This window comes from Streptomyces sp. NPDC088745 (assembly GCF_044751045.1).
In the GTDB taxonomy this organism is placed as follows: domain Bacteria; phylum Actinomycetota; class Actinomycetes; order Streptomycetales; family Streptomycetaceae; genus Streptomyces; species Streptomyces cremeus.
The window spans coordinates 61,793-85,307 of sequence record NZ_JBIVLB010000005.1 but is presented as its reverse complement, the minus strand read 5'-3'; the positions used below and the strand labels follow the sequence as shown (position 1 = coordinate 85,307).

18 protein-coding genes are annotated in these 23,515 nt (G+C 72.1%); 10 read left to right on the top strand and 8 right to left on the bottom strand.

Translation table 11 applies throughout. The features are described 5' to 3' along the window. Window positions 1-62: 62 nt before the first annotated feature. The 9 genes from ACIP93_RS15650 (at window position 63) to pssA (ending at window position 11,059) form a co-directional block, all read left to right on the top strand. Window positions 63-1,868 (top strand): 3-hydroxyacyl-CoA dehydrogenase family protein, encoded by a 1,806-nt coding sequence (locus tag ACIP93_RS15650; protein WP_401759044.1) that lies wholly within the window; start codon window positions 63-65, stop codon window positions 1,866-1,868. A 79-nt stretch (window positions 1,869-1,947) separates the two neighbouring features. Next, complete coding sequence (locus ACIP93_RS15645; RefSeq protein WP_380837743.1) at window positions 1,948-2,787, top strand: TetR family transcriptional regulator; 840 nt, start codon at window positions 1,948-1,950, stop codon at window positions 2,785-2,787. A gap of 490 nt (window positions 2,788-3,277) precedes the next feature. Beyond that, window positions 3,278-4,615 carry a crotonyl-CoA carboxylase/reductase gene (gene ccrA / locus ACIP93_RS15640; protein WP_401759041.1) on the top strand — a complete coding sequence of 446 codons (1,338 nt, stop codon included), beginning with the start codon at window positions 3,278-3,280 and terminating at the stop codon, window positions 4,613-4,615. A 53-nt stretch (window positions 4,616-4,668) separates the two neighbouring features. After that, entirely contained in the window at window positions 4,669-6,696 is a 2,028-nt protein-coding gene (locus tag ACIP93_RS15635) for a protein meaA (RefSeq protein ID WP_380837778.1), read from the top strand. Continuing rightward, complete coding sequence (locus tag ACIP93_RS15630) at window positions 6,693-7,652, top strand: CoA ester lyase (protein ID WP_345218359.1); 960 nt, start codon at window positions 6,693-6,695, stop codon at window positions 7,650-7,652. The genes ACIP93_RS15635 and ACIP93_RS15630 overlap by 4 nt, the downstream gene beginning before the upstream one ends. Before the next feature lie 5 nt (window positions 7,653-7,657). Continuing rightward, complete coding sequence (locus ACIP93_RS15625; protein ID WP_401759038.1) at window positions 7,658-8,170, top strand: MaoC family dehydratase; 513 nt, start codon at window positions 7,658-7,660, stop codon at window positions 8,168-8,170. Between the two features lie 2 nt (window positions 8,171-8,172). Beyond that, window positions 8,173-9,378: an acyl-CoA dehydrogenase family protein gene (locus tag ACIP93_RS15620; RefSeq protein WP_345218356.1), complete on the top strand. Its 1,206-nt coding sequence runs from the start codon at window positions 8,173-8,175 to the stop codon at window positions 9,376-9,378. 168 nt (window positions 9,379-9,546) lie between these two features. After that, window positions 9,547-10,218 carry a phosphatidylserine decarboxylase gene (locus ACIP93_RS15615; protein WP_345218354.1) on the top strand — a complete coding sequence of 224 codons (672 nt, stop codon included), beginning with the start codon at window positions 9,547-9,549 and terminating at the stop codon, window positions 10,216-10,218. Continuing rightward, window positions 10,205-11,059 carry a CDP-diacylglycerol--serine O-phosphatidyltransferase gene (gene pssA / locus ACIP93_RS15610; RefSeq protein WP_345218352.1) on the top strand — a complete coding sequence of 285 codons (855 nt, stop codon included), beginning with the start codon at window positions 10,205-10,207 and terminating at the stop codon, window positions 11,057-11,059. Before ACIP93_RS15615 ends, pssA begins: the two co-directional genes overlap by 14 nt. Before the next feature lie 143 nt (window positions 11,060-11,202). Here pssA and ACIP93_RS15605 read toward each other — a convergent pair whose 3' ends face one another. The 7 genes from ACIP93_RS15605 to ACIP93_RS15575 all read right to left on the bottom strand — a co-directional run bounded on the left by ACIP93_RS15605 (window position 11,203) and on the right by ACIP93_RS15575 (window position 20,314). Continuing rightward, window positions 11,203-12,642, bottom strand: coding sequence for a PLP-dependent aminotransferase family protein (locus ACIP93_RS15605; RefSeq protein WP_401759034.1), 1,440 nt, complete (start codon window positions 12,640-12,642; stop codon window positions 11,203-11,205). A 153-nt stretch (window positions 12,643-12,795) separates the two neighbouring features. Further along, the gene (locus ACIP93_RS15600; protein ID WP_401759031.1) at window positions 12,796-15,171 is read right to left on the bottom strand and encodes an ATP-binding cassette domain-containing protein; all 2,376 of its coding nucleotides are present in this window, start codon (window positions 15,169-15,171) and stop codon (window positions 12,796-12,798) included. Between the two features lie 180 nt (window positions 15,172-15,351). After that, window positions 15,352-16,617 carry an ABC transporter substrate-binding protein gene (locus ACIP93_RS15595; protein WP_401759028.1) on the bottom strand — a complete coding sequence of 422 codons (1,266 nt, stop codon included), beginning with the start codon at window positions 16,615-16,617 and terminating at the stop codon, window positions 15,352-15,354. Next, on the bottom strand, window positions 16,614-17,720 hold the full coding sequence (locus ACIP93_RS15590; RefSeq protein WP_401759732.1) for a branched-chain amino acid ABC transporter permease: 1,107 nt from the start codon (window positions 17,718-17,720) through the stop codon (window positions 16,614-16,616). Before ACIP93_RS15590 ends, ACIP93_RS15595 begins: the two co-directional genes overlap by 4 nt. An 82-nt stretch (window positions 17,721-17,802) precedes the next feature. After that, window positions 17,803-18,693, bottom strand: coding sequence for a branched-chain amino acid ABC transporter permease (locus ACIP93_RS15585; protein ID WP_401759025.1), 891 nt, complete (start codon window positions 18,691-18,693; stop codon window positions 17,803-17,805). Next, window positions 18,690-19,484 (bottom strand): ABC transporter ATP-binding protein, encoded by a 795-nt coding sequence (locus ACIP93_RS15580; protein ID WP_401759022.1) that lies wholly within the window; start codon window positions 19,482-19,484, stop codon window positions 18,690-18,692. Before ACIP93_RS15580 ends, ACIP93_RS15585 begins: the two co-directional genes overlap by 4 nt. Beyond that, window positions 19,481-20,314, bottom strand: a complete 834-nt coding sequence (locus tag ACIP93_RS15575) for an ABC transporter ATP-binding protein (protein WP_345218339.1) — start codon at window positions 20,312-20,314, stop codon at window positions 19,481-19,483. Before ACIP93_RS15575 ends, ACIP93_RS15580 begins: the two co-directional genes overlap by 4 nt. Before the next feature lie 215 nt (window positions 20,315-20,529). Here ACIP93_RS15575 and ACIP93_RS15570 point away from each other — a divergent pair, with 215 nt between their 5' ends. Further along, a complete protein-coding gene (locus tag ACIP93_RS15570) occupies window positions 20,530-21,732 on the top strand; it encodes a PucR family transcriptional regulator (RefSeq protein WP_401759019.1) in 1,203 nt (400 codons plus the stop codon). A gap of 496 nt (window positions 21,733-22,228) precedes the next feature. Here ACIP93_RS15570 and ACIP93_RS15565 read toward each other — a convergent pair whose 3' ends face one another. Continuing rightward, a complete protein-coding gene (locus tag ACIP93_RS15565; RefSeq protein WP_380837745.1) occupies window positions 22,229-23,488 on the bottom strand; it encodes a glycerate kinase in 1,260 nt (419 codons plus the stop codon). Window positions 23,489-23,515: the final 27 nt, after the last annotated feature.

Here is a 23,515-nt window from a genome sequence, read left to right as displayed (position 1 = left end):
GTCGGCCGCCCTTCGCGCAGACGCCCCTCGTCCCAGTCGTCACTCATCCCTGGAGTCCCGTGATGGACACCCCTGTCTCCACCACCCCTCTTTCTCCCCTCGCCACCGTCGCCGTCGTCGGCCTCGGCACCATGGGCACCGGAATCGCCGAGGTCCTGCTGCGTGCCGGACGGACCGTGATCGGCATCGACCTCCACGCCGACGCCGTGCACCGGGCCGTCGCCGCCGTCGAGGCGTCCACCGCCCGCGCCGTCCGCAAGGAGCGGCTGAGCGAGATCGACCGGGCGCAGGCGCTGGCCCGGTTCCGTACCGCTGTCGACCTGTCCGCGGCCGCCGACGCGGACCTCGTGATCGAGGTCGTGCCCGAGTCGTACGAGGTCAAGCACCAGGTCTTCCGCGCCCTGGACGGCATCGTCCGCCCGGACACCATCCTCGCCACCGGCACCAACGCGCTCTCCGTGACCCGGCTCGCCGCGGACTCCGCGCGCCCCGAGCGCGTGCTCGGGATGCACTTCTTCAACCCGGCCCCGGCGATGAAGCTGGTCGAGGTGGTCTCCTCGGTGCTCACCGCGCCGACCGCCGTCGCCGCCGTCACCGACCTCGCGCACGACCTGGGCAAGGAGCCGGTGGCGGTCGGCGACCGCCCCGGCTTCGTGGCGGACGGGCTGCTGTTCGGCTACCTGAACCAGGCGGCCGCGATGTACGAGGCCAAGTACGCCTCCCGCGAGGACATCGACGCGGCGATGAGGCTGGGCTGCGGCCTGCCGATGGGCCCGCTCGCCCTGCTCGACCTGATCGGCATCGACACCGCGCGCACCGTCCTGGAGGCCATGTACGCGGAGTCGCACGACCGGCTGCACGCCCCGGCCCCCGTCCTCAAGCAGCTCGGCGCGGCCGGGCTGACCGGCCGCAAGGCGGGCCGCGGGTTCTACACGTACGAGGCTCCGGGCAGCGCGACCGTGGTCGAGGACGCCCTGACCCCTCCTGCCGCCGCCCCGCCCGCCGACGGCCGGGAGATCCGCTCGGTGGGCGTCGCGGGTTCCGGGACGATGGCCTCGGGCATCGCGGAGGTCTTCGCCAAGGCCGGGTACCAGGTCGTCCTGGCGGCCCGCAGCGGCGAGAAGGCGGAGGCGGCCAAGGCCCGCATCGGCACCTCCCTGGCCCGCTCGGTCGCCAAGGGCCGGATGACGGCCGAGGCCCGGGAGGACACCCTCGGCCGGATCGCCGCGGCGGGCTCCCTGGACGCCTTCGCCGACGTGGACCTGGCGCTGGAGGCGGTCGCCGAGGACCTGGAGGTCAAGCAGCAGCTCTTCGCGGCGTTCGACAAGGTCTGCAAGCCGGGCGCGATCCTGGCCACCACCACCTCCTCGCTGCCCGTCGTCGCCTGCGCCCGCGCCACCTCGCGGCCCCAGGACGTGATCGGGATGCACTTCTTCAACCCGGCCCCGGCGATGAAGCTGGTCGAGATCGTCCGTACGGTGCTGACCGCCGACGACGTGCACGCCGCCGTCCGCGACCTCACCGTCAGGATCCGCAAGCATCCGGTGGACTGCGGCGACCGGGCCGGCTTCATCGTCAACGCGCTCCTCTTCCCGTACCTGAACAACGCGATCAAGATGGTGCAGGAGCACTACGCGTCGCTGGACGACATCGACGCCGCGATGAAGCTGGGCGGCGGCTACCCGATGGGCCCCTTCGAGCTCCTGGACGTGGTCGGCCTGGACGTCTCGCTCGCCATCGAGCAGGTCCTGCACCGCGAGTTCCGCGACCCGGGCCTGGCCCCCGCGCCGCTGCTCGAACACCTGGTGGCGGCGGGCTGCCTGGGCCGCAAGACCGGCCGGGGCTTCCGGGAGTATGCGCGCAGGTAGGCAGGCGGGTTCGTCCGGGTGGGGCGGGCTGCTGGAAGACGGCGGCGGCCCGCCCCCTCAGGCGCGCTCTCCTGCGCGGATGGGTTACGTTCAGGGCATGCCCCAGGCCCCCAGGACTTCCCGAACGAACTCCGCACCCGACGTGCCCGAGAGCGCGGCGGGTTCGCGCGCGGCCGCTCAGCGCCTCAAGATGCGCCGCGAGCTGTCCGCCGCCGCGATGGAGCTCTTCGCGACGAAGGGGTACGAGGCGACCACCGTCGACGAGATCGCCGCGGCGGGCGGCGTCGCCCGGCGCACCTTCTTCCGCCACTTCCGCTCCAAGGAAGAGGCGATCTTCCCCGACCACGACGACACGCTGGTGCGGGCCGAGGCGGTGCTCCACGCGGCGCCCGCGCACGAGCACCCGCTCGACACGGTGTGCCGGGGCATCAAGGAGGTCATGCGGATGTACGCGGCGGCTCCCGCCGTGTCCGTGGCCCGCTACAAGCTGACCCGCGAGGTGCCGACCCTGCGGGAGGCGGAGATCGCCTCGGTGGCCCGTTACGAGCGCCTGTTCACGCGCTATCTGCTGGGTCACTTCGACGAGCACGACCACCAGCCCGGCAACGACGACCCGCTGCTCGCGGAGGTCGCCGCCTCCGCAGTGGTCACCGCGCACAACCACGTCCTGCGCCGCTGGCTGCGGGCGGGCGGCCAGGGCGACGTGGAGACGCAGCTCGACCACGCCTTCGCGATCGTCCGGGACACCTTCGGCACCGGGATCGGGGCCGGGCGCACCGCCCGCGGTGAGTCCGCTCCGGCCGAGTCCGCTCCGGCGGCCGTCCGCCGGGACGGCGAGGTGCTGGTGGCGGTGGCGCGCACGGACGCGCCGCTGGACGAGGTCATGCGGACCATCGAGGAGGCGCTGAAACAGCGTTGAAGCAGCGCTGAAACAGCACGGAGAGAGCGCGCCGGGTCCCGGGCCGGGCTACTGAGACGCACACCACGAAAGAAGCCGTTTCCCCTGGTGGGAGCGGCTTTTTTCATGCCCCAACGCGGCCGAACCGGACATCCGGCGGCCCGCTCTCGATCGATCATCGCGCAGATGCGCAGGCCAGTGACCAAGTGAGCGAATTTGTTGGCACTCAGTGCCTTGCGGCCTGTCACGGGGTGCCATACGTTGATGTTGTCCGGGTGGCCGGGACGCGGCGAACGCGCACCCCGGCTGTCCCCGCCCGCCCCCCGGTGGGCGCACCCGGACGCCTGCGTCACAGGCACCTCCCGCGCACACCCCCGCGCCGCCGAGAACACCGCAGCACCGCCGGACCGACGGCACACCTCCACCCCACCACCCCCTCACACCACCCTCAGCACCCCGACGACCCCTCAAAGCGCTCCTCCCTCAAGAGCCGCTCCGCCGGAGGCACACCGTGAAGGAAATCCTGGACGCGATCCAGTCGCAGGAAGCGACGGCCGCGGACTACGCCGCCCTCTCGCTCCCCGAGTCGTACCGCGCGATCACCGTGCACAAGGACGAGACCGAGATGTTCTCGGGTCTCACCACCCGCGAGAAGGACCCCCGCAAGTCGATCCACCTGGACGACGTGCCGGTCCCCGAACTCGGCCCGGGCGAGGCCCTGGTGGCGGTGATGGCCAGTTCGGTGAACTACAACTCCGTCTGGACCTCGATCTTCGAGCCGGTCTCGACCTTCAGCTTCCTCGAACGCTACGGCCGCCTCAGCGAGTTGACGAAGCGTCACGACCTGCCGTACCACATCATCGGCTCCGACCTGGCGGGCGTCGTGCTGCGCACCGGCCCCGGCGTGAACGCCTGGAACCCGGGTGACGAGGTCGTCGCGCACTGCCTGTCCGTCGAGCTGGAGTCCTCCGACGGCCACAACGACACGATGCTCGACCCCGAGCAGCGCATCTGGGGCTTCGAGACCAACTTCGGCGGTCTGGCGGAGATCGCACTCGTCAAGTCCAACCAGCTCATGCCGAAGCCGGACCACCTGAGCTGGGAGGAGGCCGCCGCTCCCGGACTGGTCAACTCCACCGCGTACCGCCAGCTGGTCTCCCGCAACGGGGCCGGCATGAAGCAGGGCGACAACGTCCTGATCTGGGGCGCGAGCGGCGGGCTCGGTTCGTACGCCACCCAGTTCGCCCTCGCGGGCGGCGCGAACCCGATCTGCGTCGTCTCCAGCGAGCAGAAGGCGGAGATCTGCCGGTCCATGGGCGCGGAGGCGATCATCGACCGCAGCGCCGAGGGCTACAAGTTCTGGAAGGACGAGCGCACCCAGGACCCGAAGGAGTGGAAGCGCTTCGGCAAGCGCATCCGCGAGTTCACCGGCGGCGAGGACATCGACATCGTCTTCGAGCACCCGGGCCGCGAGACCTTCGGCGCGAGCGTGTACGTCACCCGCAAGGGCGGCACGATCACCACCTGCGCCTCCACCTCCGGGTACATGCACGAGTACGACAACCGCTACCTGTGGATGTCCCTGAAGCGCATCATCGGCTCGCACTTCGCCAACTACCGCGAGGCGTGGGAGGCCAACCGCCTGATCGCCAAGGGCAAGATCCACCCGACGCTCTCGAAGGTGTACTCCCTCGAAGACACCGGGCAGGCCGCCTACGACGTCCACCGCAACCTGCACCAGGGCAAGGTCGGCGTCCTCGCGCTGGCCCCGCGCGAGGGGCTCGGCGTCCGCGACCACGAGAAGCGCGCGCAGCACATCGACGCCATCAACCGCTTCCGGAACGTCTGATGGCCACCGACCGCCAGCCCGGTAACGAGCGCCGGAAGGACCGGCCCTGGCTCATGCGGACGTACGCCGGTCACTCGACCGCCGAGGCGTCCAACGCGCTCTACCGCAACAACCTCTCCAAGGGCCAGACCGGGCTGTCGGTCGCGTTCGACCTGCCCACGCAGACCGGTTACGACCCCGACCACATCCTCGCCCGCGGCGAGGTCGGCCGGGTCGGGGTCCCCGTCTCCCACCTCGGCGACATGCGCCGCCTGTTCCAGGACATCCCGCTGGAGCAGATGAACACCTCGATGACCATCAACGCCACCGCGATGTGGCTGCTGGCCCTCTACCAGGTGGTCGCCGAGGAGCAGGGCGCGGACGTCTCCCAGCTCCAGGGCACCACCCAGAACGACATCGTCAAGGAGTACCTCTCGCGCGGGACGCACGTCTTCCCGCCCGGGCCCTCCCTGCGGCTGACCACCGACATGATCTGCTACACGGTCAACAACATCCCCAAGTGGAACCCCATCAACATCTGCTCGTACCACCTCCAGGAGGCGGGAGCCACCCCCGTCCAGGAGATCGCGTACGCGATGTCGACGGCCATCGCCGTGCTGGACTCGGTCTTCGCCTCCGGGCAGATCCCGGACGAGCGGCGCGGCGACGTCGTCGCCCGCATCTCGTTCTTCGTGAACGCGGGCGTCCGGTTCATCGAGGAGATGTGCAAGATGCGCGCCTTCGGCCGCATCTGGGACAAGATCACGCGGGAGCGGTACGGGATCGAGGACCCGAAGCAGCGCCGCTTCCGGTACGGCGTCCAGGTCAACTCGCTCGGCCTGACCGAGGCCCAGCCGGAGAACAACGTCCAGCGCATCGTGCTGGAGATGCTCGGGGTGACCCTCTCCAAGGACGCGCGCGCCCGCGCCGTCCAGCTCCCCGCCTGGAACGAGGCCCTGGGCCTGCCCCGCCCGTGGGACCAGCAGTGGTCCCTGCGCATCCAGCAGGTCCTGGCGCACGAGTCCGACCTCCTCGAATACGACGACATCTTCGAGGGCTCGCACGTCATCGAGGCCAAGGTGTCCTCGCTGGTCGACGAGTGCCTCGCCGAGATCGACCGCATCCAGGACATGGGCGGCGCGCTGGCCGCCGTCGAGTCCGGCTACCTCAAGTCCGAGCTGGTCGCCTCGCACGCGCTGCGCCGAGCCCGCATCGAGTCCGGCGAGGAGAAGATCGTCGGCGTCAACTCGTACGAGGCGACCGAACCGAGCCCCCTCACCTCGGACCTCGACACCGCGATCATGACCGTCGACCCGGCCGTCGAGGCCCGCGTGGTGGCCGCCCTCGGGGAGTGGCGCACCACCCGGGACGAGGCCAACGACCGCCAAGGTATGGGCGACCCGCTGGTCTTCCCCTCCACCGCGCAGGCCGTCGAGCGCCTCAAGGAGGCCGCCGCCTCCGACGAGAACCTGATGGAAGCCACCCTGGAGTGCGTGCGCGCCGGTGTCACCACCGGCGAGTGGGCGGGGGCGCTGCGCGAGGTGTTCGGCGAGTTCCGCGCCCCGACCGGCGTGTCCTCCGCCCCGGTGGCGGTCACCGCGGAGCCCGGGACGCCGTTGGCCCTCGTACGCGAGAAGGTGCGGCGGACGGCCGACGAGCTCGGGGCCGGGCGGCTGCGGCTGCTGGTCGGCAAGCCCGGTCTGGACGGGCATTCCAACGGGGCCGAGCAGATCGCTGTCCGGGCCCGTGACGCCGGCTTCGAGGTGGTCTACCAGGGGATCAGGCTGACCCCCGAGCAGATCGTCGGCGCCGCCCTCGCCGAGGACGTGCACTGCGTGGGCCTGTCCATCCTGTCCGGCTCGCACGCCGAGCTGGTGCCGGACGTACTGGAGAGGCTGCGGGAGGCGGGCGCCCCCGAGCTCCCGGTGATCGTCGGCGGGATCATCCCGGGCGCCGACGGAGAGGCATTGAAGAGGGCGGGCGTCGCCGCCGTCTTCACCCCGAAGGACTTCGGCATCACGGAGATCATCGGCCGTATCGTCGACGAGATCCGCACAGCGAACAAGCTCCGCCCCCTGGACATCTCGGAGGTCCCCGCATGACCGTGAATCGTCTTCGTCCCCGCCGTTCGTGTCTCGCGGTGCCGGGCTCGAACCCCCGCTTCCTGGAGAAGGCCCAGGGGCTGCCCGCCGACCAGGTCTTCCTGGACCTGGAGGACGCCTGCGCGCCGCTCGCCAAGCCCGAGGCGCGGCACACCATCGTGAAGTTCCTCAACGAGGGCGACTGGACCGGCAAGACCCGTGTCGTGCGCGTCAACGACTGGACGACCGAGTGGACGTACCGCGACGTGGTCACGGTCGTCGAGGGCGCCGGCCAGAACCTCGACTGCATCATGCTGCCGAAGGTCCAGGACGCCCAGCAGGTCGTCGCGCTCGACCTGCTCCTGACCCAGATCGAGAAGACGATGGGCTTCGAGGTCGGCAGGATCGGCATCGAGGCGCAGATCGAGAACGCGCGCGGTCTCAACAACGTCAACGCGATCGCCGAGGCCTCCCCGCGCACCGAGACGATCATCTTCGGCCCGGCCGACTTCATGGCGTCGATCAACATGAAGACGCTGGTGGTGGGCGAGCAGCCGCCGGGCTACGGCGCCGACGCGTACCACTACATCCTGATGAAGATCCTGATGGCGGCCCGCGCCAACGACCTCCAGGCGATCGACGGCCCCTACCTCCAGATCCGCAACGTCGACGGCTACCGCGAGGTCGCCCGGCGTGCCGCGGCGCTCGGCTTCGACGGCAAGTGGGTGCTGCACCCGGGCCAGGTCGAGGCGTCGAACGAGATCTTCTCGCCGTCCCAGGAGGACTTCGACCACGCCGAGCTGATCCTCGACGCGTACGAGTACTACACGTCCGAGGCGGGCGGCAAGAAGGGCTCCGCGATGCTCGGCGACGAGATGATCGACGAGGCCAGCCGCAAGATGGCGCTGGTGGTCTCGGGCAAGGGCCGGGCAGCCGGCATGAAGCGCACCTCGAAGTTCGAAGCCCCGGAGGCCTGATCACCATGCAGTTCGGACGCACCTTCGAGGAGTTCGAGGTCGGCGCGGTCTACAAGCACTGGCCCGGCAAGACGGTCACCGAGTACGACGACCACCTCTTCTGCCTCCTCACCATGAACCACCACCCGCTCCACCTGGACGGCAACTACGCGGAGAAGACGACCGACTTCGGCAAGAACGTCGTCGTCGGCAACTACGTCTACTCCCTGCTGCTCGGCATGTCGGTGCCGGACGTGTCGGGCAAGGCGATCGCCAACCTGGAGGTCGAGTCGCTCAAGCACGTCGCGCCGACCTTCCACGGCGACACGATCTACGGCGAGACCGTCGTGCTCGGCAAGACGCCGTCGAGGTCGAAGAACGACCGCGGGATCGTCCACGTCGAGACCAGGGGCTACAAGCAGGACGGCACGGTCGTCTGCGTCTTCCGCCGCAAGGTGATGGTCCCGACCGAGACGTACATCAAGGAGCGCGGCGGCGAGCAGCCGGGCCGCCCGGAGCCGAAGACGCAGGAGAAGTGACCATGGCCCGTCTCGCCCAGACCGCCGGACTGACCGACGTCCAGCAGGAAATCCTCTCCACCGTCCGCAGCTTCGTCGACAAGGAGATCATCCCGGTCGCGACCGAGCTGGAGCACCGCGACGAGTACCCCACGCAGATCGTCGAGGGCCTCAAGGAGCTCGGTCTCTTCGGCCTGATGATCCCCGAGGAGTACGGCGGTCTGGGTGAGTCCCTTCTCACATACGCGCTCTGTGTGGAAGAGATCGCCCGCGGTTGGATGAGTGTGTCCGGAATCATCAACACGCACTTCATCGTGGCGTACATGCTCAAGCAGCACGGGACCCAGGAGCAGAAGGACGCCTTCCTGCCCCGGATGGCGCTCGGCGAGGTGCGCGGAGCCTTCTCGATGTCGGAGCCGGCGCTCGGCTCGGACGTGTCGGCGATCACCTCCAAGGGGGTGCGCGACGGCGAGGAGTACGTGCTCAACGGCCAGAAGATGTGGCTGACGAACGGCGGCACCTCCTCGCTGGTGGCCGTCCTGTGCCGCAGTGACGAGGGTCACCCGGAGGGCACGGCCCCGCACAGGTCGATGACCACCTTCCTGGTCGAGAAGGAGCCCGGATTCGGTGAGGTCCGCCCAGGCCTCACCATTCCCGGCAAGATCGACAAAATGGGGTACAAGGGCGTCGACACCACCGAATTGATCATGGACGGACTGCGCATTCCGGCCAATCGTGTGCTCGGCGGGACCACCGGCCGAGGGTTTTACCAAATGATGGACGGTGTCGAGGTCGGCCGCGTCAACGTCGCCGCCCGTGGCTGCGGCGTCGCCCAGCGTGCCTTCGAGTTGGGCGTCTCGTACGCCCAGCAGCGCCACACCTTCGGCAAACCGATCGCCCAGCACCAGGCGATCCAGTTCAAGCTGGCCGAGATGGCCACCAAGGTGGAGGCCGCCCATGCGATGATGGTCAATGCAGCACGCAAAAAGGACAGCGGGGAACGAAACGACCTCGAAGCAGGGATGGCCAAGTACCTGGCCTCCGAATACTGCAAGGAAGTCGTCGAGGACGCCTTCCGCATTCACGGCGGTTACGGGTTCTCGAAGGAGTACGAAATCGAGCGCCTCTACCGCGAGGCACCCATGCTGTTGATCGGTGAAGGTACCGCCGAGATCCAGAAAATGATCATTGGGCGGCGTCTGCTGGAGGAGTACCGGTTGCAGGGCTGATTGTCACCTTTGCGTAGATTTGGACGCGAAGAAGATCACACCCTGTCATCAGCTTCCGGCCGCTGACTCGCTTTCCGGCTTGCCCAGTTGCGGCCCGCAACCGATAGCATCGCCGGAAAGCCGCCGTCCCCCGTCTCCGCGCGGCATCATCCGCTACGAAGGTCTTCCATGCCCCACAGCCAAACCTCTGCACCACGCGACGGCGTCCCTTCGGGTCTCATCCCCAAGGGCCGCCTTGCTCGCGGAGCATCGCCGTGGCTCCTGCCGACCGTCGCGACCGCCGCCCTCACGCTGGCCAAGTCGCGGAAGTCGGGTCGCTGGGCCGCCGCAGCCGTTCCCACCACCGCGCTCGCGGCGGGGATGCTGTGGTTCTTCCGCGACCCCGAGCGCGAGATCGCCCAGGGCCGGGTGATCTCGCCGGCCGACGGTGTGGTGCAGAGCATCATGCCCTGGAAAGACGGACGTACACGCGTCGCGATCTTCATGAGCCCGCTGAACGTCCACGTCAACCGCGCGCCCCTGGCGGGCACGGTGACGTCCGTCGAGCACGTGCCCGGCGGTTTCGTTCCCGCGTTCAACAAGGAGAGCGAGAACAACGAGCGCGTCGTCTGGCACTTCGACACGGAGCTCGGCGACATCGAGATGGTGCAGATCGCGGGCGCTGTGGCCCGCCGCATCGTTCCCTACCTTCCGCAGGGCACCAAGGTGGAGCAGGGCGAGCGGATCGGCCTGATCCGCTTTGGATCGCGCGTGGACATCTACCTTCCGGAAGGTGTCGAAGTAGCGGTCGAGGTGGGACAGACCACTACCGCGGGGGTGACTCGAATTGACCGTGACTGATCCAGAGACGCAGGCCGGCTGGGTTCCTGAGGCCGAGGCCGACGGCGACACGGAGGACATGCCGCTCAGTCTGAGACTGTCGATAGCGGACACCCTCACGCTCGGCAACGCCACGTGCGGCTTCATGGCGGTGTACTTCACCACCACCGGAATCCTCATCCCGCACCTCCAGGGCAGTGCCGAGACCGGCATGGCGCGCAACAGCGCCGCCACCGCCGTGATCCTGATGCTGCTCGCCGCGATCTTCGACCTGTGCGACGGGCTGGTGGCCCGCAAGCTGCGCAGCTCGCCGATGGGCGCGGAGCTGGACAACCTCTCCGACCTGATCAGCTTCGGGCTCGCCCCCGCCTATTTCGTCCTCGTGTACGGAATGGTGGCGGACGACGCCCAGCAGAAGGTGGCGGCGCTGGCCGCGATCGTGGTGCTGCTGGCGGTGGTGCTGAGGCTTGCGCGGTTCAGTTGCGTGACCATGAAGGACGGCATGTTCCAGGGCATGCCGAGCCCCTTCGGAGCGCTCACGGTCGTCTCGATCGTGCTCCTCGAGCTTCCCTTCGTCGCCACCCTCCTCGCCGTGATCGGCGTGGCGTGGCTGATGGTGAGCCGGGTCGAGTACCCCAAGCCGCGGGGCATCCTCGCGGTCGCGATGCTCAGCTGGATCGTCGGGGCGATGGGCATGCTGGTCGCCTGGGCGTTCAACGCCCCCGGCGGTGAGCTGCTGCTCCAGACCGGCTGCGTGCTCCAGGTGGTCCTGGGCGCCGTGATCCCGCTGTTCGCCACGGCGCGCCGGGTGAACACCTTCCGCGGCAACCGCCGCGAGGCGCGGGCGGCGCAGCTCCCGTAGTCCCGTCTTTTTTCACGTCAGAGGGCCCCCGCCCGGTGCGAACCGGTGCGGGGGTCCTCTTTCGTGTGGCCCTCAGGGGCCTCAGGTGGACGTCTGAGCGCCTGCGGGGGTGAACGGGGCCCCTCGGGGGGAGGCGGTGCCCGCTAGCGAGGAGGAGGCAGCGCCCTGCACAGGGCCGCCAGGGCGGAGCCGTACGCGTGGTCGGCGGGGGTCGCGTAACCGACGACCAGACCGTCGGGGGCGGGTCCGGCGGCCCCGGGGTGACGGAAGCGGGCGAGGCCGTCCAGGGCCAGCCCCTGGTGGGCGGCGGCCCGCAGGGCGTCCGGCTCGGTGCCCGGCGGCAGGCGCAGGACGGCGTGCAGTCCCGCCGCGATGCCGGTCGCGCGGATGTGCGGCGCGTGCGCGGCCAGGACCGACAGGAGCTGGTCGCGGCGGGAACGGTAGCGCTGACGGGTGCGGCGGACGTGCCGGTCGTAGTGGCCCGACTCCAGGAAGTCGGCGAGCGTCAACTGGTCCGGGGCGCTCGCCCACGCCTCCCGCTCCCCCTTCACCGCCAGCACCGGCCCGACCAGGTGGGCGGGCAGGACCATCCAGCCCAGCCGGAGCGCCGGGGAGAGGCTCTTGCTGAGCGAGCCCAGGTACACGACCCGTTCGGGGTCCAGACCCTGCACCGCCCCCACCGGCTCCCGGTCGTAGCGGAACTCCCCGTCGTAGTCGTCCTCCAGGACGAGGCCGTCGTGGGCCCGCGCCCAGTCCACCGCCTGGGTGCGCCGCTCCGGGTGCAGCGGCCCTCCGGTGGGGAACTGGTGCGCCGGGGTGAGCAGCACGCCCCGAAGCCCGCGCACCGCGCCCAGCGCCCCCACGTCCGCCCCGGCTTCGTCGATCTCCAGCGGCACGGTGCGCACTCCCGCCTCGTGCAGCAGGTCCCGGTGGAAGGGCAGGCCGTACGCCTCGACCGCCAGCGGGCCGCGCAGGACCCCGCGCGAGGGGCCGCCCACGCCCCCGTACAACAGCCTCAGCCCGTGGGCGAAGCCGGAGCAGATGACGATGCGGTCGGGGGTGGTGCGCACGCCCCGGGCGCGGGAGAGGTACTCGGTGAGGGCGCGGCGCAGTTCGACGCGGCCCTGCGGGTCGCCGGGGCCGAACGCCTCGTGGGGGGCGGCGGTCAGGGCACGGCGGGAGGCGGCGAGCCAGGCGGTGCGGGGGAAGGACGTGGCGTCGGGCACGCCCTGGCGCAGGTCGTGGACGGGGCGCGGCGGGGTGGCCGTCCGCTGCGGCACGGACACGGGGCGCGGGGGCGCGGCACGGTCGGCGACGCGGGTTCCGGAGCCCTGCCGGGCGGTGAGCCAGCCTTCGGCGACGAGCTCGGCGTAGGCGGAGGCGACGGTGTTGCGGGCGACGGCGAGGTCGGCGGCGAGCGAGCGGTACGGGGGCAGGCGGGTGCCGGGGGCGAGCCTGCCGTCGCGGACGGCGTCGCGCAGCGCACGGGTGAGGGCGGCCTGCCGTCCGCCCTTGCCCTCGGGGAGGTTGACGTGGAGGTCGACGCCGATGCGTTCGGCGGAATTGACCCATGACTCGGGCATGGAACGGCACCCTACCCAAGGTCATGGCGGGCCGTTCCATCGGCCGATCCACCGGCCGGGGCGGGCGGTGGCGCCGGGGGCGCGGCGGGCCCGGGGTTTCGGGACGGTCCAGGGAGGCCGGACCGTCCCGGGGGAGATCCGGTCGGGCCGGGGCTAGCGCTCCACGTACTCGCGCAGGTGGCGGGCCGTCAGGGTGGTGCCGGACGCGACCAGCTCCCTGGGGGTTCCCTCGAAGACGATGCGGCCGCCGTCGTGGCCGCCTCCCGGGCCGAGGTCCACGAGCCAGTCCGCGTGGGCCATCACCGCCTGGTGGTGCTCGATCACGACGACCGTGTTCCCGGCGTCGACCAGCCGGTCGAGGAGGGCGAGCAGTTGGTCCACGTCCGCCAGGTGGAGCCCGGTCGTGGGCTCGTCCAGGACGTAGGTGGCGGCCTTCTCCGCCATGTGGATGGCCAGCTTCAGGCGCTGCCGCTCACCGCCCGAGAGCGTGTTCAGGGGCTGGCCGAGCCGCAGGTAGCCCAGCCCCACGTCGCCCAGGCGGCCGAGCAGGGCGCGGGCCTGCTTGCCCGCCGCGCCCCCGACCGCGCCGTCGTCCGCGAAGAAGTCGTGGGCCTCGGCGACCGACATCCCCAGCACCTCGTGGATGTTCCTGCCGTTGAGCGTGTAGGCGAGCACCTCCGCCGTGAAGCGCTTGCCGCCGCAGGTCTCGCACACCGACGAGACCTGGGCCATCACCCCGAGGTCCGTGTAGACCAGGCCTATCCCGCCGCACGTGCCGCAGGCGCCCTCGGAGTTGGCGCTGAAGAGGGCCGCCTTGACCCCGTTGGCCTTGGCGAAGGCGTTCCGGATGGGAGTCAGCAGGCCCGTGTACGTCGCCGGGTTGGAGCGGCGCGAGCCGCGGATCGGTGACTGGTCGGCGACCACGACGCCCTCCCGGCCCGGCAGGTTGCCGTGGATGAGGGAGCTCTTGCCGGACCCGGCGACGCCGGTCACCACGGTCAGCACCCCGGTCGGCAGGTCGACGCCGACGTCCTTCAGGTTGTGCTGGTTCGCCCCGGTGATCGACAGGACGCCCGTCGGCCTGCGCACCCGCGCCTTCAGTCCGGCCTTGTGCGCGAGGTGCCGGCCGGTCAGCGTCCCGGACGTCGCCAGGCCCGCCACATCCCCGCTGTAGCAGAGCTCGCCGCCTGCCGTACCGGCTCCCGGGCCGAGGTCCACCACGTGGTCGGCGATCCGGATGACCTCCGGCTTGTGCTCGACGACGAGCACCGTGTTGCCCTTGTCGCGCAGCCGCAGCAGCAGGTCGTTCATGCGGCGGATGTCGTGCGGGTGCAGTCCGGTCGTCGGTTCGTCGAAGATGTACGTGACGTCGGTGAGCGGCGATCCGAGGTGCCGGACCATCTTGACGCGCTGCGCCTCGCCGCCGGACAGCGTCCCGGCCGGGCGGTCCAGGCTCAGGTACCCGAGTCCGATCTCGACCAGGGAGTCCAGCAGTTCCCGCAGGTTCGTCAGGAGCGGGGCGACCTCCGGGGCGGCGAGCCCGCCGACGAACTTCGCCAGGTCGCTGATCTGCATCGCGGAGCACTCCGCGATGTTCACCCCGTCGACCTTCGAGGCGAGGGCGGCCCGGGTCAGCCTGCTGCCGCCGCACTCGGGGCAGTCGGCGAAGACCACCGCACGGTCCACGAAGGCCCGGACGTGGGCCTGCATCGACTCGCGGTCCTTGACCAGGACGGTGCGCTGCATCCGGGCGGCCAGGCCCTCGTACGTGAAGTTGTTCCTGCCGACCTTCACCTTCGTGGGCGGCATGTGCAGCAGGTCGGCCCACTCCTGCTCGGAGTAGTCCTGCACCTTCTTGTCGGGGTCGAAGAAGCCGGAGTTGACCGTGATCTGCCACGGCCAGGAGTCCACCGGGGAGCCGGGCACGATGATCGCGCCCTCGTTCAGCGACTTCTTCCGGTCGACGAGCTGGTCCACGTCGATGTCGGAGACCTGGCCCATGCCCTCGCACTCGGGGCACATGCCCTCGGGCACGTTGAAGCTGAACGCGCCGGCGCTCGGCAGGTTCGGGGTGCCGAGCCGGCTGAAGACGATCCGCAGCATGGCGTACGCGTCGGTCGCGGTGCCCACCGTGGACCGGGAGTTGGCGCCCATCCGCTCCTGGTCGACGACTATCGCGGCGCTGAGGTTGTGCAGGGCGTCGACGTCGGGGCGGCTCTGGCTCGCCATGAAGCCCTGGAGGAAGGCGCTGTACGTCTCGTTGATCAGCCGCTGCGACTCGGCGGCGACCGTGCCGAAGACCAGCGAGGACTTGCCGGAGCCGGAGACGCCGGTGAACACGGTGAGGCGGCGCTTGGGCAGGTCCACCGAGACGTTCCGCAGGTTGTTCGCACGGGCGCCGCGGACCTGGATGAGGCCGTGGCTGTCGGCCGGGTGCGGGCCGGAGGGCCCCTGTCCGGCGGCGCCGGGCCCGGCCGGCGGGTGTGAAGGCTGCTGCGAGAGCGCCGCGTCGGCGTTTTCCGAAGGCATGGCACGACCTTACGGGCCGCCACTGACAACGGGCGGTCCCCCGATGTCCGGCTCCCGGCGGGACCGCGGGGGGCGGCATCCTCCGGGTCCCGGCGGCCCCCGCGGCCGGGAACTCCTCCGGTACGGGGCTGGCCGGTCCCGTACCGGAGGAGTTCCGCGACGTACCGCGCCGTCCGGCGGCTACTTCCCGAACGGGAAGCTCTCCGCCGCCTCCGAGGCCGTCGCCGGCTGGACGACCTTCAGGCCGCCGGGCGTGTTCGCGTCCGGCTGCATGACGACCGACTGGCGGGTGGAGGGGGCCTTGGGGTCGGTGAAGTCGTGGGTGATGCCGAAGCCGTTGTCGAAGGCGTTCATCGAGCGGACGGCCTCGGCCATGCCCTCGCGGGTGAGGTTCTTGTCCTTGCAGGCCCGGGTGAGGACCTCCTCGAAGATCTTGCCCGCCGAGTAGCCCGCCGCGACGCCGTTGTCCAGGGCGTCCTTCGGGTACGCCGCCCGGTACGCCTTGGCCAGGGCGGCGGGGCCCGGCTCCGGGGAGCCGATGGGCAGGGTCGAGGAGGCGATCCAGTAGTTCTTCTGGAGGGCGGGGCCCGCCGGAGTCGCCAGGAGCTGCGGCGAGAACGCCGAGTTGTTGCCGATGATCGGGACGGCGAAGCGGCCGGCCGCCGCCACGCCCACCAGGGAGGCCGCCTGGCGCGGGCCCGCGCTGAGCACCACGGCCTTGACGCCCGCCTTCTTCAGGGCGGTGACCTGGGCGGTCATGTCGTTGTCGGTGGGCTTGATCTTCTGCTCGACGATCGTCAGCCCGGCCTTCTCGGCGGCGTACCGCGAACCCTGGAGGGCGTTCTCGCCGTAGTCGCCCTCGAAGTAGACGTGGCCGACCTTGTCGCCCTTGGCGATCTTCTTGCGGGTGAGCAGGAAGTCCAGCGCGTTGACGGTCTCGACGTCGTACGTCGCCCCCACGACCCGTACGTACGGGCTGCCCAGCAGCGAGGCGGACCACGCCTGCGGGAGGATCAGCCCCTTGTCCTGCGTCTCGACGCGCTGCTTGACCGCCGCGACGAAGGGCGAGCCGATGAACTGGACGTACCCGGCGACCTTCGGCTCCAGTTCGGTGTAGGCCGAGACCGCCTTCTGGGGGTCGTAGCCGTGGTCGCGGACGGTGAGTTCGACGGTGCGGCCGCAGATGCCGCCCTTGGCGTTGAGCTCCTTGGCCCACAGTTGCTGGGCCTGGGTCAGGCTCTTGCCGAGGGAGGCGTACACGCCGGTCAGGTCGGTGAGGACGCCGAGCGGGATGACCTTGTCGGTGATGCCGTCGCCGGTCCGCACGCCCTGCGCGTCCTCCTTGCCCTGGCCGCCGGTGCCGGCCTTGCTGCTGCATCCGGCGGCGGCGAGGGCGAGGGCGAGGAGGGCGGCCGCCGCGGCGGTGGTGAACCTTCGTTCCGTCATGTGTTTCTCCTTCGGGTCCTTCGGAGACGGAGGCGGGAGAGACCGCCGGGCAGGAACAGGACCACGACGACGACCGCCGCGCCGTACAGATAGCGGGACGCCTCCCCCGGCGCGATGCCGCCGCCGGTGCCGGGGGCGGCCACCAGGGGCAGCGCCTCGCTGTAGCGGGTGAGGAGCTGGGGCAGGAGCGAGACGAAGACGGCGCCGGTCACCGCGCCGCGCACCGAGCCGAGCCCGCCGATGACGATCATGGCGAGGAACTCCAGGGAGAGGACCATCCCGAAGTACTCGGGCACGGTCCGCTGGAAGACGAGCGCGAGCAGCACCCCGGCGAGACCGGCGTACATCGACGACAGCACGAACACCGACGCCCGGTAGCGGGCCACCGGCACGCCCATCACCCCGGCCGCGACGCGGTGGTCCCGGATGGCGTTCATGGCCCGCCCGGGGCGGCCGCGCAGGATGCCGCGGGCGAAGAGCGCGCACGCGAGGAGGGCGGGCAGGGCCGCGTACCAGAGCTTCTCGGCGGACTCGAAGGGCACGCCCGCGACGACGGTCCGGGTGTCGTCGAAGGTGACGCCGAAGAGGGAGAGGGCGGGCACCGCGCGGCCGTTGAAGCCGCCGGTGAGGTCGCGGGCGTTGAACAGGACGTGCTGCCCGATGAAGATCAGCGCGAGGGTGGCGATGCCGAGGTACGCGCCGCGCAGCCGTCCCGCGATGGGGCTGAACAGCCCGCCCGCGAGCCCGGCCGCGCCCACCGCGAGGACGGCGGCGAGCCAGCCCGGCAGGCCGAGGCCGGTGAGGCCGTGCCCGTTCTCGACGCCGGGCCGGGCGGCGAACACGCAGTAGCCGTACGCGCCGACGGCGAGGAAGAAGGCGTGCCCCATGGAGAGCTGGCCGGTGGCGCCGGTGAGGAGGTTGAGCCCGATGGCGGCGATGGCGGCGGCCATGGCGAAGAGCCCGGCCTGGAGCCAGAACCGGTCGAGGTAGAAGGGCAGGGCCAGGAGCAGCACCCCGAGTGCGGTCCAGAGGTACGTACGCGGACGGCTCAGGGCGGCCCCGGCCCGGCCCGCCCCGGTCCCCCGGCCGGAGCGGGCAGCCAGAACGGGCGGGGCGGAAGGCCCCGCGTCCGGGGCGACAGGTCCTGCGGCCGGGGCGGGCGCGTCGCGGGGCGGGCGGTCGTGGTCAGACACGGGCGAGCTCCTTCGTGCCGAACAGGCCCGCCGGGCGGATCAGCAGGACCGCGACCATCACCAGGTAGGGGGCGAGGTCGCCGATGCCGCGGCCGAGGAAGGACAGCTCGCCCTGGTACCCCGTGGCCAGGGATTCGACGACGCCGACGATCAGACCGCCCGCGAGCGCGCCCGTCGTGGAGTCGAGGCCGCCGAGGATCGCGGCGGGGAAGGCCTTCATGGCGGCGAGCGAGGTGGCCCGTTCGAGGCCGGGGGTCGGGAAGACGGTGAGGAAGAGCGCGGCGACGGCGGCGAGCGCGCCCGCGACCGCCCAGGCGGACAGCGAGACCCGGCCCAGCCGGACCCCCATCAGGGCGGCGGTCTGCGGGTTCTCGGCGGCGGCGCGCATCGCCACGCCCCAGGAGGTGAAGCGGAAGGCGAGGAGGAAGGCGGTGATCAGGAGCGCCGCCGCGACCAGGGCGGCGATGCGGGTGTGGGCGAGGGAGAGGGGGCCGAAGGTGGCGACCTGGTCCCCCCACGGGTCGCCCGGGGAGAGCACGCGGGTGCCGATGCGCCGGGTGAGCTCCGTGACCAGGAGGATGTCGACGCCGATGGTGACGATGGCCAGCACGCTGTGGTCGCCGCCCCGGTAGCGGCGCATGACGAGGAACTCGACGGCCGCGCCGACGACCGCCGCGCCCGCGACGCCGACGGCGAGCGCCGCCCAGAAGCCGAGGCCGTCGTGGAGGACGGCGGTGAGGTAGCCGCCGGCCAGCAGGAGCGAGGCATGGGCGAAGTTGACCACTTCGGTGGCCTTGAAGATGACGACGAAACCGAGGGCGATGAGCGCGTAGACGGCGCCCGTCGACAGCCCGCCGAGGAGGAGTTCGACGAAGGTCGTCATGGTGTGGGAGCCCCCAGGTAGGCCCGGACGACGGCGGGATCGTTCTGCACCTGGGCGGGGGTGCCGTCCGCGATGCGTCTGCCGAAGTCGAGTACGGTCACGGCGTCGGCGAGCCGCATCACCACCCCCATGTCGTGCTCCACCAGGACGATCGAGATGCCGAGGCCGTCCCGGACGCCCGCGATCACGGCGGCCGTCGCCCGTCGTTCGTCGGCGGTCATGCCCGCGACGGGTTCGTCCAGGAGGAGCACGCGGGGCTCCATGCACAGCGCGCGGGCCAGCTCGACGAGCTTCTGCTGTCCGTACGGGAGTGCTCCCGCGGGTTTCTCCAGGTCGTCCGCCAGGCCGACGAACGCGGCTATCTCGTGCACGCGCCGCAGGTGGGCGCGGGCCTCGCGGGCGGCCGACGGCAGCCGCAGCCCGGCGGCGAGGAAACCGGTCCGGGTGAGCCGGTGGCGGCCGAGCAGGAGGCTGTCGGCGACGGTGGCGCGGGGCGGCAGCGCCAGGTTCTGGAAGGTGCGGGCGACCCCGAGGGCGGCGACGCGGTGCGGGGGGAGGCCGGTCAGTTCGGTGTCGCCGAGACGGACGCTGCCGGAGTTCGCGCGACAGACGCCGGACAGGACGTTGAAGCAGGTCGACTTCCCCGCCCCGTTGGGGCCGATGACGGCGTGCACGCTGCCGGGCTCGACGGTGAAGGAGACGGAGTCGAGCGCGGTGAGGCCCGCGAACCGCACGGTCACGTCCGTCACGCGCAGGGCCGCCGCACCGTACGGGGAACGGTTCGTGTTCACGCCGTCCACCTGCTCAGCGTCGGCGCCGCCGCCCGGGCCCGGTCCGCGTCCTCGGCGGCGGTCTCGTCCACCACCCCCAGGTAGCGGCGGCGGACCTCGTCGGACGCGGCCAGCTCGGCGGCCGGGCCGTGCAGGACGACCTCGCCGACGTCGAGGACGTACGCGGTGGTGGCGAGCCGCAGCGCGAGGGCGGCGTTCTGCTCGACCAGCAGGACCGAGGCGCCGTCGGCGTTGATCCGCCGGACGGTCTCTGCGATGCGGTCGGCCATCAGCGGGGCCAGCCCGAGGGACGGCTCGTCCAGCAGGAGCAGCCGGGGGCCGGACATCAACGCCCGTCCCAGGGCGAGCATCTGCTGCTCGCCGCCGGACAGCAGCCCCGCGCGCTGGTGGGCGCGGTCGGCGAGGACCGGGAAGAGTTCGTGGACGCGGGCCCGCGCCCGCCGGGCGGCGGCACGCCCGCCGCGCGCCCCGAGGGCCCCCGCGCGGAGGTTGTCGGCGACCGTCATCCGGGCGAACACCTGCCGCCCCTCCGGGACGTGGACCAGCCCGGCCGCCACCACGCGGGCGGCGTCCACGCCGCGCAGATCGCGGCCGTCGTACGAGACCGAGCCCGCGGTCCGGGCCCCGCCGTGGTGGCGCAGGGTGCGGGAGACCGCCCGCAGCAGCGTCGACTTGCCCGCGCCGTTGCCGCCGAGGACGGCGACCACCGACCCGGCCGGGACGTCCAGCGCCACCCCGCGCAGGGCGCGCACCGGGCCGTACCCGACGGACAGCCCGCGCACCTCCAGGGCGCCGGGGGGAGAACCTGACGAGGAACGGGGAGACCCCACGGGAGCGGCTCCTTCCACTGGGTCCTGCTGGGTGCGGGTCCCGCCGGGTTCGCTCCGGACGGTTCGCCATGGGGGCACACACCAGCACCTGGCACGAGTAACCGTCCAGCGGGTACGGCCGAATCGCTGCCGATGACCAGTACCGGGCACGGCACGTTGTGCACGGGCACAGGAGGTCTGTCCACCGCGCCCCAGCGGTGGCATCCTCACCGGTCATGGACGGCCGCAGAGCACGCACGGACCAGGAGCGGACGGTGCTGGCAGCCGCGTCCGCGGTGCTGATCGAACGCGCCGGGCACCTCACGGACCTGCTGATCGGCGAACTGCGCGCGCACTCCCCGCACTACGACCTCGCGGTACCGGCGGACGAGCACTGGCAGCAGATCGACGAGGCGCTGCGGTACGGGATCGAGGCCATCACGGCGCCCCGGTCCGCGCCCCGCCGGGACCTGGAGTTCGCCCGGCAGCTCGGCCGGCGGCGGGCGGAGCAGGGCCTGCCGCTGGACCTGCTGCTGCACGCGTACCGCACGGCCGGATACCTGGTGTGGGACGAGCTGCTCGACATCGTCTCGGCGAAGGACCCCGGGGCGCTGCCGGTGCTCGTGCACACGGCGGCGCAGGTGTGGGCGGCCGTCGACCGGCAGGCCGCCACCGTCGCCGACGCCTACCGCAGCACCGAGGAGGACATGCGGCGGCGCAGCGACGAGCGCGTGCAGGCGCTGCTGGACGCCCTGCTGGAGGGGCGGTCCTCACCGGCGGTGGTGGCGAACGCGGCGGCGGGCCTCGACCTGCCGGAGCAGGGCCGGTACGCGGTCGCCGTGCTGCGGGCGGACCGGCGGGAGCGGTTCCACCGGGTGACGGCGGCGGCCGGGCTGCGGTTCTTCTGGCGGATGCGCACGGACTGCGAGATCGCGGTGGTGGCGCTGGGGGACGACGCGGGGCTCGGGGAGCTGGCGGCGGAGCTGGAGCGGCGGTGCGCGGGACCCGGCGGGCTGAGCCCGGTGGTGGACGGGCTCGCGGAACTGGGGCTGGCCCGGCGGCTCGCCGAGACGGCGATGCTCACCTGCGGGGCGGCCGAGCCGCCGGGCGGCTCCCGAATCGTACGGCTGGACGAGCGGCTGCCCACCGCGCTCGTGGTGGGGCAGCCGGAGCTGGCGGCGCGGCTGGTCGCGGAGGTGTTCGGGCCGCTGCTGGCGCTGGACCCGGGCGACCGGGCGGTGCTGCTGGAGACGCTGGACGCGTGGCTGGGGGCGGAGGGGTCGGCGGGGCGGGCGGCGACGCGGCTGTACTGCCACCGGAACACGGTGTTCAACCGGTTGAGGCGGTTGGAGCAGTTGACGTCGCGGTCGTTGTCGCGGCCGAGGGACCTGACGGAGATGACGCTGGCGCTGGACGCCTTCCGCCTCACCCCGAACTGACCGCCCCTCCACGGCCCCGACGCCCCCTTCCGCCCCCGTCCCCCTGGGCGTCGCAGCCGCACCCTTCGCCGCGAGCCCCCTTGGGCGACGGGGCCGCCCTTCTCGCTTTCCCAGCCCCCTTGGGCTTCGCCCCGAGTTCCCTTGGGCGACGGGGCCGCCCCAAGGGGGCGGAACGGGCGGGCAAGGGGGCGGCCCCTCCCGCTCCCGGCCCACCCGGGTGCCGCCCCCGCCCAAGCGCCTGTGCCGGACGCGTGGCCCGGCTCAGGCCGAGAGCCCAGCCCCGTACCGGACGCGTCAGCCCCGCCCGGCTCAGGCAGAGAGGCCCCGGACCCGCCCCTTCCCTAAAGCGCTCGCCGCGCGGCTAGTGCACGGTTCCCGTGCGGATCCGTCGTGGCTGGGCGCGCAGTTCCCCGCGCCCCTGAAGGGGCGCACCGCAACCGGCGCGGGAAGGCGGGGTCCGAGCCGTCTCCCGGCCGGGGAGGGAGGTGTGGGTCGGTCAGGTCAGGAAGTCGTGGGCGATGGACTCCGCCACCCGCTCCAGCAGCTCCCCGGCCCGCTCCATGCTCCTCGCCGGATCCGGCTCCAACGCACTCAGCGCGTACGCCCGCCGGATCCCCGCCCTGCCGAGCGCCTCCGCCGGCAGCGCCAGGCGGCCGCAGACCGCCACCACCTCCACGCCCGCCGCCCGGGCGGCGGCCGCCACCCCGGCCGGGGCCTTGCCGTGCAGGGTCTGCTCGTCGAGCGAGCCCTCCCCGGTGATGACGAGGGTGGCCCGCTCCAGCGCCGGGGCGAAGCCCAGCACGTCGAGCATGACCTCGATGCCGGGACGGAAACGGGCTCCGAGGGCCGTCAGCGCCCCGTAGCCGATGCCGCCCGCGGCCCCCGCACCCGGCGAGTCCGCCACGTCCGGGCCGCCCGCCACCGGGCCGAGGACGGCGGCGAAGTGCGCCAGCGCCGCGTCCAGCGCGGCCACGTCCTCCGGCGAGGCCCCCTTCTGCGGGCCGTAGACCGCCGGGGCCCCCTTGGGGCCGGTCAGCGGATTGTCCACGTCACTCGCGAGGATCAGGTCCACGCCCCCGGCGGAGCCGAAGCGCGGGTCGAGCCCGGACAGGTCCGCGCTCGCCACGTCCGCGAGCGGACCGCCGCCCGGGGCGACCGGATTCCCGTCCGCGTCCAGGAAGCGCGCGCCGAGCGCGGCCAGCATCCCGGCCCCGCCGTCCGTCGTCGCGCTGCCGCCCACGCCGAACACGATCGTCTTCGCGCCCGCGTCCAGCGCCGCCCGCAGCAGCTCGCCCGAGCCGTAGGTGGTGGCGGTGAGGGGGGCGAACACGCCGGGCGGGAGGTGCTGGAGGCCCGAGGCCTCCGCCATCTCCACCACCGCCGTGCCGTCCGCCTCCCGGAACGCGTACGCCGCCGTCCGGCCCTCGCCGCGCGGGCCGGTGACCCGTACCTCACGACGCTCGAAGCCCGCGGCGACCGCCGCGGCCACCGTGCCGTCGCCGCCGTCCGCGACGGGCAGGGACTCGACCTCGATTCCGGGGACCGCCTTGCGGAGTCCGGCCGTGACCCGCTCGGCGACCTGTACCGCCGTCAGTGAGCCCTTGAACTTGTCGGCGGCGATCAGCACCCGTGCCTTCGCACCGGTTCCGCCACTCGCCGCACTCTTTGCTGCTCCGTCCGCCACCTTGCATCCCTTGCTTTCGAACAGGCAGTCGCGCCGTCCCGACCTTAACCGCCTTGTCCACCCCCTGCCCATGGCCGCTTCCGCCGGCGGAACCCCAGG

Coding starts and splice junctions, on each gene's coding strand:
- ACIP93_RS15625 (WP_401759038.1), top strand. CDS start 7,658: ATGCAGTTCGGACGCACCTTCGAGGAGTTCGAGGTCGGCGCGGTCTAC.
- ACIP93_RS15615 (WP_345218354.1), top strand. CDS start 9,547: ATGCCCCACAGCCAAACCTCTGCACCACGCGACGGCGTCCCTTCGGGT.
- ACIP93_RS15620 (WP_345218356.1), top strand. CDS start 8,173: ATGGCCCGTCTCGCCCAGACCGCCGGACTGACCGACGTCCAGCAGGAA.
- ACIP93_RS15630 (WP_345218359.1), top strand. CDS start 6,693: ATGACCGTGAATCGTCTTCGTCCCCGCCGTTCGTGTCTCGCGGTGCCG.
- ACIP93_RS15600 (WP_401759031.1), bottom strand. CDS start 15,171: ATGCCTTCGGAAAACGCCGACGCGGCGCTCTCGCAGCAGCCTTCACAC.
- ACIP93_RS15595 (WP_401759028.1), bottom strand. CDS start 16,617: ATGACGGAACGAAGGTTCACCACCGCCGCGGCGGCCGCCCTCCTCGCC.
- ACIP93_RS15650 (WP_401759044.1), top strand. CDS start 63: ATGGACACCCCTGTCTCCACCACCCCTCTTTCTCCCCTCGCCACCGTC.
- ACIP93_RS15605 (WP_401759034.1), bottom strand. CDS start 12,642: ATGCCCGAGTCATGGGTCAATTCCGCCGAACGCATCGGCGTCGACCTC.
- ACIP93_RS15645 (WP_380837743.1), top strand. CDS start 1,948: ATGGGTTACGTTCAGGGCATGCCCCAGGCCCCCAGGACTTCCCGAACG.
- ACIP93_RS15585 (WP_401759025.1), bottom strand. CDS start 18,693: ATGACGACCTTCGTCGAACTCCTCCTCGGCGGGCTGTCGACGGGCGCC.
- ACIP93_RS15635 (WP_380837778.1), top strand. CDS start 4,669: ATGCGGACGTACGCCGGTCACTCGACCGCCGAGGCGTCCAACGCGCTC.
- ACIP93_RS15570 (WP_401759019.1), top strand. CDS start 20,530: ATGGACGGCCGCAGAGCACGCACGGACCAGGAGCGGACGGTGCTGGCA.
- ACIP93_RS15565 (WP_380837745.1), bottom strand. CDS start 23,488: ATGGGCAGGGGGTGGACAAGGCGGTTAAGGTCGGGACGGCGCGACTGC.